General features: G+C 34.1%; 1 protein-coding gene. It reads left to right on the top strand.

Going from position 1 to position 15,328, the window contains the following annotated elements:
• Window positions 1-17: 17 nt before the first annotated feature.
• Window positions 18-15,328, top strand: a 15,311-nt coding sequence (locus tag ACEN2I_RS17975) for an amino acid adenylation domain-containing protein (RefSeq protein ID WP_441767482.1), incomplete at its 3' end; no start/stop codon positions are given.

The following is a 15,328-nucleotide window of genomic DNA, read 5'->3' as shown; positions in this document are numbered from 1 at the left end:
TCTATAAAAATAAAATCATGATGTCAAAAATAAAATCGAATATTGTTGAAGATATGACTTCAAAAGAAACCTTAGTTAAAGTCTTAAGTAATCATATTAGTGAAACTCCTAATAGGGTTATTTATAGATTCTTAGAAAATGGGGAAGAAGAAAGTGATTGCAGAACCTATCAAGAATTATATGATAACGCAAAACGTATTGCATCACATATCTTAGAACATGCAAAACCGGGAGATCGCGTCTTACTTTTATTTCCATCAGGATTAGATTTTATAGATGCTTTTATGGGTTGCTTGCTGGCAGGTGTAATTGCAGTTCCGGCTTTTCCACCGCAAGGAAAAAGAAGAATAGGCAGATTGGAAAATATTGTAGCAGATTGTAAAGCTAATCTTATTTTGACTTTAGAGAGTATATATATCAAAAGTATTAGTTGGTTTGATACTGAAATTTTCGAAAATGTAAAATGGCTTCAAACTAATGTGTTAAGTCAGGTTTTGGATAAAGATTTTCCTGAGATATTACCAGAGGATACTGCATTTCTTCAATATACTTCGGGGTCAACAGGAGATCCAAAAGGCGTTATGGTCACGCATGCTAACATTGTACATAATAATAAATTGATGAAAAATTGTTTTCATCAAAATTCTGAATCAATAGGAGTTAGTTGGTTGCCTATTTACCATGATATGGGCCTGATAGGAAATATTCTTCAAGCTTTATATGTAGGTTTTGAAATGATTGTCATGCCACCGACCGCTTTTATACAAAAACCTGTCCGGTGGTTAAAAGTTATTTCAGATTATAAAGGGACTTTTAGTGGGGGACCTAATTTTTCATATGATTTATGTGCTAATCAAATTAAAGAAGAGGATTTAAAAGGTTTGGATTTAAGCAGTTGGCAAGTAGCCTACAATGGATCAGAACCAATTAGACCAGAAACCGTAAATAATTTTAGTACTAGTTTCAGTTCCATTGGATTTGATGAAACTTATTTAATTCCATGTTATGGCATGGCAGAAACTACCCTTATAGTTAGCTGTTCTAATTTTAATTCAATACCCAAATCTTTATTATTAGATAAAGAAAAATTTCATTCAGGAGAAGTAAAACTTTTCGATAAAGAAGATAAAACATCTAATACTATTGAATTTATAGGTAATGGACCAGTTTTAGAAGAGTTAGAGATTAAGATCGTAAATCCTGATACTAAGGTGCTATGTAAGGAAAATGAAATAGGTGAAATTTGGATTAGTGGGGCTAGTATTGCTAAAGGTTATTGGCAAAGAGAGGAATTGACTAAAGATGTTTTTCAGGCTAGAATTCAAAATTCAGAAGCAAATTTACAGGAAGACAAAGAGGAGTATTTGCGTACAGGAGATATGGGGTTTGTAAACGATAAAGAACTTTATATAACTGGTCGTTTAAAGGAACTCATGATTATTAATGGAGTTAATCATTTTCCACAAGATATAGAACGTGTTGTACAACAATCGCATATTGATTTGCAAAACAATGCAGGAGCAGCTTTTTGTATGGAGGCAAAAGGAAAAGAACAATTAGTCATTGTTCAGGAAATTAAAAGAACTTCAATGAGAGGGTATGATTTTAATTTCATTGTAAAAACTATAATTGATAGTGTATTTGAGCAGCATGAGTTATCTGTATATGCAATTGTATTGGTTGAACCAGGAAAAGTTGAAAAAACTTCCAGCGGAAAAATTAAACGATTAGCTACTAAAAAATTATACGAGTCGGATACTATTGATGGAGTAATGGATCGATGGGTACGAGGTCAAGTTATAAATAATTCTAATGAAAATCCACAGGAAGATATTGTAGTAAAAGCGCCTATATTATCCAATGATTTAGAAAAGTTTTTGCGAGAAGCTGTAGCGGCAGAACTAAGTATAGGCATATTAAATGTTAATGCACATACTTCGTTTTCAGAATTAGGTATGAGTTCTATACAAAGTATAAGACTCACAGGAAAATTGTCTGACTATTTAGGGATAGAAATAACGCCAACAATTGTTTATAGTTATTCAAATATAAAGGATCTGGCTACATATTTATTATCTAATGAACATATTGAATCAACCTCAAATGTTGAGGATGAAAAAATATTGAATATAGAACCAATCGCAGTTATTGGGATGTCTTGTCGTTTTCCAGGCGCGCAAGATCTGGAAACATTTTTAGAGAATTTAAAATCGGGAAAAGACTCTATTACAGAAGTGCCAAAGAGCCGATGGGAAATAGATGATTTCTTCAGCAGTAAAGAAGAAATTGACGGGTATCAAATGAATACTCGCTGGGGAGGTTTTATCGATGCGATAGATAAATTTGACGCCTCTTTTTTTGAGATATCACCCCGAGAAGCTAAATTAATGGATCCTCAACAGCGCATTTTATTAGAATTGACTCATGAATTATTAGAAAGATCAGGATATACAGCAAAAGAACTCAAAGGGTCAATGACTGGAGTATACATTGGTATTCTTCAAAATGAGTATGCATCTCTACTTAAAAACTATCCTAAAGATATGTATTCGGGAACTGGATCAGCATTGAGTATAGCTTCAAATCGACTATCATATTATTACGATTTTAAAGGCCCAAGTATGTCTGTTGACACGGCTTGTTCGTCTTCATTGGTAAGTGTACACTTGGCTATAAAGGATATTCGCAGTGGCGAATGTACTATGGCAATCGCGGGAGGAGTAAATCTTATACTAAGGCCAGAATCTACAGTAGCATTGTCACAATCCAGTATGATGGCGGCAGATGGCAGATGTAAGACTTTTGACGATTCTGCGAATGGATATGTCAGAAGTGAAGGTGCTGGACTAATATTATTAAAACCACTATCAAAAGCGATAGAAGATGGAGACAATATTATAGGAGTAATTAAAGGATCTGCTGTTAATCAAGACGGCAGAAGTAATGGATTAACTGCTCCAAATGGATTAGCTCAGCAAGAGGTAATACACGCTGCGCTAAAATCTGCAGGATTACAACCAAAAGATGTTGATTACATAGAATCGCATGGTACGGGAACATCTTTGGGAGATCCAATAGAGATTAATGCTCTGGATGCAGTGTTTAAAAAAGACAGAAACTCAGGCAGTCCTTTAATAATAGGATCTGTCAAAGCTAATATCGGTCACCTGGAAGCTGCTGCCGGAATTGCGGGCTTAATTAAGACACTTTTATGTCTGCAGCATTCTATAATCCCAAAACAACTGCATTATAATAAGCCTAATAGATATATCAATTGGGAAAAATTAAACGTATTAATTCCTAATGATTTACTAAGTTGGAATCAGAAAAGGAATAGCATACGCAGGGCAGGAGTAAGTTCTTTTGGGTTTGGAGGAACAAACGCGCATATAGTTCTTGAAGAAGCTCCTGTCTATCATACAAAAAAACAAAACGATGCTATTTCTTCTCAAAAAACAGTACTAACTACAATATCTGCAAAAGGAGAAAAAGCGCTAAAAGACCAAATTGCTGCGGTAATTGATTACATAGAGAATAATCCAGAAGTAAAAATCAGCGATTTATCTTATACCTTATCTGTGCATAGAGATCACTTTGAAAATAGGTTAGGAATAATTTCTGAAAATAAAGAAGAATTACTTCAAAAACTAAATCAGGCAAATAGCTCATTTCAGAAAACCAAATCATTAAAAACCGCTTTTTTATTTACGGGACAAGGTGCTCAATATCGAGGAATGGGACAAGAGTTATATGATACCGAGCCAGTTTTTAAGAAAGCTTTGGATACATGTACAGAGTTATTAAAAGCTCATTTAGATGAAAATTTAATTACTGTTTTATTTGCAGAGGAAGGAAGTGAAAGAGCCAAATTTATAGATCAAACCCAATACACACAACCTGCACTATTTGCCATAGAATATTCACTATATCAGCTTTGGGAACACTGGGGAATTAAACCTGCTGTACTAATGGGACATAGCATAGGAGAACTGGTAGCGGCATGTGTTGCAGGAGTGTTTTCTTTAGAAGATGGTCTTAAATTGGTAGCATCCAGAGGGCGTCTTATGCAAGGAATAACACTTGAAGGAGAGATGATCTCAGTGCAGTCGGATGAAGAAGCTATTTCTGAAGTATTGAAGTACTATAAAGAAAAAGTTACCATTGCAGCAATTAATACTCCTGATCAAATAGTATTATCAGGAGAGAAAGAAGCCATAGAAACCATCACGAGTACATTATCTTTAAAAGGAATTAAGTGGAAAAAATTAAGAGTTTCCCATGCTTTTCATTCTCCAATGATGAAGCCTATACTTTCCGAATTTAAAGCAATCGCGGATACTATTCACTTTCAATCTCCCAAATGTATAGTAATTAGTAATCTAACAGGAGCTGTAGCAGGTAAAGAAATAAGTACCTCACAGTACTGGGTAGATCATGTTACTTTTCCTGTGGATTTTTTAAAGGGTATGAAATCATTAGAGAGCTTAGAAGTTGATGTGTATGTAGAAATAGGACCAGATCCTGTTTTAATCAATATGGGAAGTCAATGTATATCTGATGAGAGAGCTGATAAAGCAATTTGGTTGGCTTCTTTTAGAAAAGGTAAAAATGAAAACCTGCAATTATTAGAAAGTCTAAATGAATATTATAAAGAAGGAGGAGATGTACAATGGAAATCATTTTATTCTAATAAAGATGGGGTAAAAGTAAATGCTCCATTTTATAAATTCCAACGAAAAAGATTTTGGATAGAAGAAGAACAAATTACTATTTCCAAAGAATCAAATACAATCTCTAGTACTAATAATAAAGATTTTTCAGAAACCATGGTTTTTAAAGATATAGAGAGTTTTTTAAAGAATACAATTTCAGCTACGCTACAGATGAAAATTGAAGAAATAGAGCTGCATAGACCATTGTTGAATTATGGTGCAGATTCATTTTCTTTGATGGAAATCATAAATAAAATACGTAAAGAATTCAACGTGAAACTTCCAATCCGAAAGATGTTTGAAGATTTAACGAATTTGGATGCAATTATAAAATACATTATTCAGGAAACGGGGCAAACAGAAGTCGTATCTAATAATCATGTAGTGGTTAATAAGACATTTGACGCGAATACTTCTTGTAGTTTTTCGGCAAGTTCAAATGGTGAGATTGGTACTGGAAGACATTCAAATAATGGAGAAGAAACAATAAATAAATCGACTGCTGAATATATTAAAACACCGGTAAAAGAAGTAATTAATAATACAGCAAGTGATATTACAGAATTTACTATAATAAGAGAACAATTTGCTGAGCAGAATCGTATACTGTCACAACAAAATCAGATAATTTCTGAGTTTTTAAACACCTCCAGGACATCACAAAATACTGATAAACATACAGCGGAAGAAACAGTCGCAGAGGTTTCTAAAACTGCGAACATATTTGATATCGTAAAAAAAAAAATAACAACTAAAGAAAAAGTTAGCCTGCCAGGATCATTTGGCAGTAAAAGCTTTTATTTTCAAAAATTACCAAAAAACCAAGAAGAACAATTACCACAATTAATAGAGAGTTATACCGCTAAAACCCAGAAATCAAAGTCTTTTGCTATTGAAAACAAAGCAGTTTTAGCGGATTATCGCTCTGCTTATAAGTTCAACATTGCTACAAAAGAAATGGTTTACCCAATAGTGAGTGAACATGCATTTGGTTCTCATTTTACAGATATTGATGGAAATAAGTACATTGATATAGTGATGGGATTTGGATCCTGTATTTTTGGGCATCAACCAGAATTTATTTCTAAGGCAATTCTTGAACAGCATAGTCAGGGTATGATTATTGGCCCTATGAATAAGTTGTCTGGAGATATTGCAAGATTAGTCTCCAAATTAACTGGTGCTGAGCGAGTTTGCCTAACCAATACAGGCACAGAAGCTGTTTCTTTTGCTTTAAGAATAGCAAGAGCTGTTACAAAAAAGAATAAAATCATCGTTTTTTCGGCCTCTTTTCACGGACATGGAGAAATAACACTTGGAGTTCAAGGTGATCAGGAAAATGTTGTAGAATCTTTATCGGCAGGGATAACAGCAAATATGGTTAAAGATTTAATCATCCTTAATTATTCTGATGACGATATTCTAGAACAAATACGCGCACACAAAGACGATCTTGCAGGGATATTAGTAGAGCCTGTAAGAAGCAGGTTTCCTGATTTTCAGCCAAAAGAATTATTACATCAGCTTAGCGAATTAACTAAAGAATTAGATATTCCTTTCATATTTGATGAAATGGTGACTGGTTTTAGAATCATGCCAGGAGGAGCTCAAGAGTATTTTGATATCAAAGCCGACATTGTAATTTATGGTAAAATAGCCGGAGGAGGAATGCCAATTGGAATTGTTGCCGGTTCACCAAAATATCTGGATGCTGTAGATGGTGGTCGTTGGCAGTTTGGAGATGAATCCTATCCTGAAGTAGACAAAACATTTACTGCAGGTACTTTTACACGACATCCATTAACTATGGCAGCATCAAAAGCGATGCTTACCCGTATTGATGAAATTGGTAAAGAAGCATATCTGGAACTCAATAACAGAACGGCTTCTTTAATGAACCGATTGAACAGTTATTTCGAAAAGGAATCACTACCCATGATGATGGTATATTTTGGATCTCTATTTTCATTTAGATACAAAGCGAATTTCGAATTATTAGCTTTCCATTTGGTTCAAAGAGGAATATATGTATGGGAATCTAGTAATCTTTTTCTCTCATTTGCACACTCTGATGAAGATATAGAAGAATTATACAAAGGAATTACAGAATGTGCTAAACTGGTTTATACTTCTTCTGATATTTCTCAAGAAAAGAGTTTGTCCCTGGAGGTTATTGATTATGATGTGCAGGAATCAAATATTTCTAAGGTTAATTTGACTTTAACACAACAGAAGTTTAATCTTCTTCATCAGATTGACTCGGAAAGATCCTTAGCATATACGCAATCTTTCAGCTTACAGATGAAAGGTAAAATTTATGCATCATTGCTGAAAATGGCAATACATAATTTAATAGATAATCACAGTATTTTAAGAACTCGGGTATCAGAAGATGGAGAGCATTTAATTTTTGATCCATCTATTACTGTACCAATAGAAGAAATAGATCTTTCAAAGGATGGATTAAATAAACAAGAAGAGGCTTATAAAGCTTTAGTTGATGAAAACATGCGTACAGCATTCTCATTTACCAACGGACCTTTTGTACGGTTACAGTTAATAAAGTTTTCTTCAGAAGAGAGTACTTTAATTGTGACTATGCATCATATAATAGCAGATGGATGGTCTTGTGCTTTATTTATTCAAGGTGTTGTAGATAACTACAATTCGTTATTTCAGGGAAAAAAACTTGATTTAGTGCAAGCTGTTGGGTTTTATGAATATACAAAATGGTTGGAAAACAACCTGAACAATGATGATTGGAAGGTTCATGAAGACTATTTTATAAATAAATTTTCTAAAAAATCTTTTTATATAACACTTCCATTTGATAACAGTTTATCAAAATATGGGAACGCAAGTAATTCAGTTTCTTTACGTATTTCTAAAGAAAATATTCTGAGGTACAGAAAATGGAGCAGTCAGCAAAACCTAACACTCTTCATGACATTTTTGTCTGCATTCGAGCTCTTATTATGTAAAATATGTGAGAAAGATGAGGTTATTATTGGTATACCTGCAGGTGGCCGAACCATGCCGGATATAGAAGAAGCAATTGGAGATTTCTCTCATTTTATGCCATTTCTAATATCTCATAATTCCAAATATTCTTTAATAGAATATGTAAAGGATCTAAAAAACAGAATATATGAAGTCTATGAGCATCAAGAATATCCGTATGCTAATTTTATGGAATTACTCCAAAAAGAAACTGATATAAAGTATGATAATTGGGTAAATGTTATTTTTAATTTTGATGTTAGTGCTTCCAATACTGATATGGAAAGTGTAGACTTACATATAGTACATAATAAACCAGTTTACAGCGATTTTGACTTAATGTTTAATGCCATTGAGGAATCTGGAGATTTAGTTCTTTCTCTGGACTACAGAGAATCTTTTCTAAGTAATGAACTGGCAGAAGATATTTTAGATTGTTATCAATTTATCTTAAATCAAATCATTGAAAGCGATGGCGATGGAGGCAGTATAGAGGATATACAATTGTTATCTAAAGATAAAAAAGAGCAACAACTACAGTATTTTAATGATACAGAAGTATCGTATCCAAAAGATAAAACGATAGTTGATTTATTTGAAGAACAGGTATTGCGAATGCCGAATAGCATAGCAGTTGTTTTTGGAAATGAGGAATTAACTTATAAAGAATTAGATGAAAAATCAAATCAAGTAGCACATTATTTGATTCATAAAGGACTAAAATCAGAAGATTTAGTTGGCATATGTGTCGATCGCTCTTTTGATATGATTATAGCGGTGTTTGGTGTTTTGAAAGCAGGCGGAACTTACGTCCCTATAGATGCTGAGTATCCTGAAGATCGCATTCAATACATAATTGAAGACAGTAATGCCGTTTTTTTCATAACAGATCATGCGCATGAGTTTTTAGTTGCCAAAAACAAGAAAATACAAATTATTACAATAGATGACAATTGGAAGTCAATAGGTGAACAACCATTAAGTAAGGTTGATTCTATTGTCAAAGCAGATCAGTCTGTTTATGTAATTTATACATCAGGTTCTACAGGCAGACCCAAAGGAGTTGTCATTAATCATACGAGCTTATTAAATATAGCTTTGTGTTGGGAGTCATCTTATACTTTGGATAGTGATACTTGCTTATTACAAATGGCAAGTTTTTCTTTTGATGTGTTTTCTGGAGATTTATGCCGAAGTTTATTATTTGGAGGCAGAATGATACTTTCTCCTTCAGATTTTAGGTTGGATCCAGCCAGACTTTATGACCTTATTTTAGAAAAAGGTGTTACTATATTAGAAGGTACACCAGGTTTAGTGATTCCATTGATGGATTACATCTACGAGCAAAAGTTAGATTACGCTTGGATGAAGTTGTTAATTTTAGGATCTGACGTATGCAGTATTAATGACTTTAAAAGAGTGTATACCAGATTTGGTCACGCTATGCGAATCATTAACAGTTACGGAACCACAGAAACATCTATAGATAGTTCTTATTTTGAAACTGATAATGTTAAGAGTCTTGATGGTTTAATTAATGTCCCGATTGGTAAACCTTTATGGAACAGTAGTTTTTATATACTCAACTTTTCTGAATCATTGGTGCCTATAGGAGTAATTGGCGAATTATGTATTGGCGGAGCGGGAGTTGCAAGAGGTTATTTTAATAAAGAAGAATTAACTAGAGAAAAATTTGTAGCAAATCCTTTTAAAGAAGGGGAGCAAATGTACAAGACTGGAGATTTAGCACGTTGGTTACCTGATGGGAATTTGGAATTTATAGGCAGAAAAGATGATCAGGTTAAGATTCGTGGATATCGTATTGAATTAGGTGAGATTGAGAACGCATTATCATTGTTGCCAGGAATTACCCAATGCAGTGTATTAGCAAGAGAAGATGTAAATGGTACAAAACGTTTAGTAGGTTATGTGGTATTAGAAGGCGAATTAGATAAGGAGCGTCTTCAAAATCAATTGAAACTAAGCTTACCTGAATATATGATTCCTATGATCTGGATCGCATTAGATGTAATGCCATTAACCAGTAATGGAAAATTAGATAAAAAAGGATTGCCAGATCCTGATAGCTCAGGGTTATCAAGTGAAGAATATGTTGGGCCAACTACAGATTTAGAATTACAACTCGTTAATATATGGCAGGAGTTATTGGGTGTTGAAAAAGTCGGCATCCATGATGATTTCTTTGAACTGGGAGGTCATAGTTTATTAGCAACACGTTTAGTTTCTGTGATCCGTAAGGAGCTGATGATAGAAGTTTCTATTAGAGAAGTCTTTATACATACTACAGTTTCTAAATTGGGACTTTTTGTATCCGCTCAGTCCGAAGGTGTTTTATTGCCTACGATTACTATACAGGATCGTCCGGCCCGTATTCCTTTATCATTTAGTCAGGAACGATTATGGTTTTTGGATAAGTTGCAAGGCAGTACAGATTATCATATACCTGTCGTTCTTCGTTTAGAAGGATCTTTAGATGTATCGATATTAGAACAAACATTACAGGAAATTATTTCTCGTCATGAGGTATTGCGAACTATACTTCTTTCAGAAGATGGAATCGGTTATCAGGAAGTTATCAGTTCGGAAAACTGGTCATTGGATAGAAAAATTGTATTAGATGAATTATTATTAGAAAGTAATATAAGGGACTTTCTAAAGAAACCTTTTGATTTATCTAACGATTATAAGCTAAGATGTTGCTTATATGATTTGGGTAACGGAAAATATGTATTAGCTAGTGTATTCCATCATATTGCCAGTGATGGTTGGTCTGGTGGTGTTTTAGTAAACGAATTTATGAAGTTGTATAATGCGCTTCACTTAGATCGAACAGCAACTCTTCCAAAATTGAGTTTGCAATATGCAGATTATGCTATTTGGCAAAGAAAATATATAGCAGATACTGTTTTAGAAGAGCAATTATCGTATTGGGAAGAGAAGCTCAAAGATGTTAGCACTTTATCATTGCCAACTGATTATGCGCGTCCTTCAGTACATAGTACCAATGGAGCTTGTATTTCTTTTCTATTAGATAAAACGTTAACCGCATCCTTGGATTCCTTATGCCGATCAGAAGGTGTTACGCTGTTTATGTTTTTATTATCAGCCTTTAAGGTTTTGTTGTCCCGATATAGCGGACAGTCTGATATTTGCGTGGGAACACCTATTGCAAATCGTACGCAATTGGAATTAGAAGATATGATTGGCTTTTTTGTCAATACTATTGCTCTTCGAAGTGATTTGAGCGGAGATCCAAGTTTCAGCGATTTATTAGCAATGGTAAAAAAGACAACCTTAGAAGGATATGACCATCAATTAGCACCTTTTGAAAAGGTAGTAGATCGTGTGGTTACTACTCGTGAAATGGCTATGAGCCCTTTGTTTCAAGTACTTTTTGTATTACAGAATACGCCTGATGCATCTCGAGAATTAAACTTAGAAAATATTACTATTTCTAATTATAATTTTGATAGCATTACATCTCAATTTGATTTGATGTTAAATGTATTTGAGGATAATAATGCTATTTCATTGGAAATGTCATATTGTACAGCTTTATTTGATAAAGAGACAATAGAACGAATGCTGCTGCATTATCAGGAGTTGTTAGTTAGTATTTTGAACAATATAACGCAGCCTATAGGTAGTTTGTCCATGATTTCTGCGCAAGAAGAATATAAATTATTAAATACTTTTAATGATACTATCCTTGCTTATCCAAAAGATAAAACGATAATTGATTTATTTAAAGAACAGGTAGCAAAGGCTCCGGAAGCTGTGGCGTTAGTTTATCAGGGAGAGAAATTAAGTTATAAGGATTTAGATGAAAGGTCGAATCAATTAGCTCATTATTTGAAATCGAATGGTGTGGTTGAGAATTCTCGAATAGGAATATTATTCAATAGAGGTTTCGATATGATCATTGCTATAATAGGTATTCTGAAGTCTGGATATACTTATATCCCATTAGACCCTTTATTGCCGTCAAATCGCCTATCTTATATACTTGAAGATTCAAGTGTGGATTACGTGCTATATATTGATGAATCTTTACTCTTTGGTTTAACAGTTTCGGAATATACTCTTTTAAATACAGCAGAGTCTTATACCTACCCAACTTCAGAAAGTTTATACAAAAGAGAAGTTGATTCAGTTGCCTATGTAATGTATACTTCAGGTACAACAGGGTCACCTAAAGGAATTCTTATAAGCGATGAGAATATAATTACTTTAATTAATGATCCATCTAGTAGAATCGCAATAAAAGCTTCAGATCGAGTACTTCAATGGTCTAATTACGCATTTGATGGTTCAACATATGAGATTTTTGGTAGTCTTTTAAGTGGGGCTTCCCTTTATTTAATAGATAATTTAGAGGCTTCAGATGCAGGTGCTTTATCTCAAATTATTAATAAAAGTGAATTGACCATTGTTTTTATTACCACGGCATTGTTTAATTCATTAGCAGATTATAATCTATCGTTATTATCAAGTTTAAGACTTTTATTATTTGGCGGGGAAAAAGTTTCAGTACCACCTGTCCGAAAAATGTTTGCTGGATTAGGACATAATAAGATAATTCATGTGTATGGCCCTACTGAGACGACGGTATATGCTACTTGTTATGTGATTTCTGAAATGCCAACTACTTCAGAAACGGTTCCAATAGGTAAACCACTAACGAACACAAGTCTCTATGTTTTAAATGCTCATCAGGAACTAATACCTGTTGGAGTTATTGGGGAGTTGTATATTGGTGGAGCAGGAGTTGCAAAAGGATATCTAAACCAAATAGAATTAACCAATGAGAAGTTTATAACGAATCCTTTCATTAGTGGAGAGGTAATTTATAGAACCGGTGACTTAGCGCGTTGGTTACCTGACGGAAATATCGAATTTGTTGGCAGAGGTGATGATCAGGTCAAGATTCGAGGTTATCGTATTGAATTGAGCGAGATAGAGAACGTTTTATTATCTTTAGATTTGGTTATACAATGTCGTGTATTAGTACAAATGGATTCAAGTGGAAACAAACGTCTGGTTGGCTATGTAGTATCGGAAGGTGCATTAGATAAAGAGAAAACAGAAGATCAATTAAAATCCATTTTACCAGAATATATGGTTCCCCGGTTATGGGTCGAATTAGATAGAATACCGCTTACGTCCAATGGCAAGTTGGATAAAAAGGCCTTGCCGGAATTTGATGGATCTCAATTGTCTAAACAAGATTATGTTGCTCCGCGTAATGAAAAAGAAAGCCAACTAGTAGCTATCTGGGAGTCTCTGTTGGGAGTAAATAAGATAGGCATATATGATAATTTCTTTGAATTGGGAGGACATAGTTTATTGGTAGTTCAATTGATATCTCGCTTGCAGGCTTTAGATTTTCATATTTTGGTGAAAGATATTTTTGCAGGTCCTACCGTTGCTTCCATTCATGATAAGTTATCTTCAATATCGCATGTTTATACTGTTCCTGCTAACGGGATTTTAGCGTCAACTGACCATATTACGCCATCGATGGTGCCATTACTTGATTTTGATCAAAGTGATTTGGATAAAATAGTAGCAATGGTTCCGGGTGGTGTTGCAAATATTGAAGATATCTATCCTTTATCTCCTTTACAAGAAGGGATCTATTTTCATCATCTCATGAGCGATGCTGTTCAGGGAGACCCTTATGTTCTTTCGAGTTTACTTTCATTTTCAGATTCAAACAAGCGTACATCGTTTATTGAAGCCTTACAGTTTGTGGTGAACCGTCATGATATTTTGCGTACTTGCTTTCTAAGTACTGGTTTACCTAGTGTAGTTCAGGTAGTATTGCGAGAAGCTGTTTTAACAGTAGAATTATTAAATACTTCGATTTTGGATAGTTCCAAAGCTATTTTACCACAGTTAGAAGTACTAGTAGCTTCAGGTACTCACTGGATGGATACCACAAAGGCTCCATTACTGGAATTGAAAATCGCTGATGATCCTCAGGAGGAATCTTATTATCTCGTAGTTTATGATCACCATTTAATAATGGATCATGTTGGTTTAGAAAAAGTTATAGAGGAGGTAATGTCGTATTTATTAGGAGAAGCAGAAAATCTTTCATCTCCTTTTTTATATCGGGATTTCATTGGGCACACTTTATATACACAATCAGTCAACGGTGGGGAGTCTTATTTTAGGTCATTATTGGGAACTATTATTGAACCTACATATCCGTTTAATTTATCGAATGCTTTAGGAGACGGTACGCAAATTGAAGAGTCTGCTGTTATTCTTTCTAAAGATTTGAGTACAGTATTGCGTACGATATGTGTGGGTTTAAGTATTAGTCCTGCGGTATTTTTCCATGCGGCTTTCGGACTTGTAATAGCAAGATGTAGCAATAAACAACATGTGGTGTTTGGGTCTTTATTTTCCGGACGTTTGCAAGGTTCTATAGGAGCAGCTGATTCTTTAGGCTTGTTTATAAATACACTCCCTGTTGCTTTGGAATTAAAAGGTAGTGTTAAGGAGTATTTAGAAGAGGTTAAGTTAAGATTAGGAGAATTATTATCTTATGAGCAAACTCCTTTATCTCACATCCATGATTGGAGTGGTATCTCAAATCAAATGGCTTTTTTCAGTGCTTTATTAAATTACCGCCATTCTTCATCATCTTTGATCGAAGAGAATAATGTGAAAGATTTGGGGATAACATTAATTGGAGAGTACGAACGAACAAACTATCCATTTAACTTTATTGTGGATGATTTTGGTGATGATTTTGGATTAACCGTACTTGTGGATGCAAGTATTGGAGCTGATCGCATACTTGAATTCATGGAGCAATCACTAGTTCAGCTCATAGATAGCATATCCATGGAAAAAGAAGTAAACATAAATACTTTGAGTATTTTGTGTAATAAAGAAAAGCACCAATTACTGAATGTTTTTAATGATACTGATACTGGATATGCAAAAGATAAGACTGTAGTAGATATATTCGAAGAACAGGTTAACTGCACTCCAGACGCAGTCGCTTTAGTTCATGGAGATAGTTTTATGACTTATAAGGAATTAGATGAACGTTCCAATCAATTAGTTCATTACCTGAAATCGATGGGTGTGACGAGCGATTCCCGAATAGGTATTTTGTTTGATAAGGGTTTTGAAATGATCATTAGCATGTTAAGTATTATCAAATTAGGATGTACTTATGTTCCGCTAGATGCTTCATTACCATCGAATCGTTTGTCTTATATACTAGAAGATTCGAGCGTGAGTTTTCTTCTTTACAGTGAAGATTCTTTGCTGTCTAAGTTATCTGTTTCTGATTTTATTTTTCTCTTAGATGTTACAGAATCCTATACATATGAATCTTCTGCTATTTCATACGAAATAACACCTGTTTCAGCAGCTTATGTTATGTACACTTCAGGAACGACTGGAAATCCAAAAGGGGTGATGGTTACACATGGTAACATTGTTAGTTTATGTACAAGTTGTGATTATACAGTTTTAAATTCGGATACCGTTTGTCTTTCAACCGGATCTATTGCTTTTGATGCAACTACGTTGGAATTTTGGGGTACTTTATTAAATGGAGGTCAATTAGT

Source organism: Flavobacterium sp. W22_SRS_FK3, assembly GCF_052113665.1.
GTDB lineage: Bacteria > Bacteroidota > Bacteroidia > Flavobacteriales > Flavobacteriaceae > Flavobacterium.
Note: the sequence above shows the minus strand (reverse complement) of the source record. Positions and strands in the feature narration are given on the sequence as shown.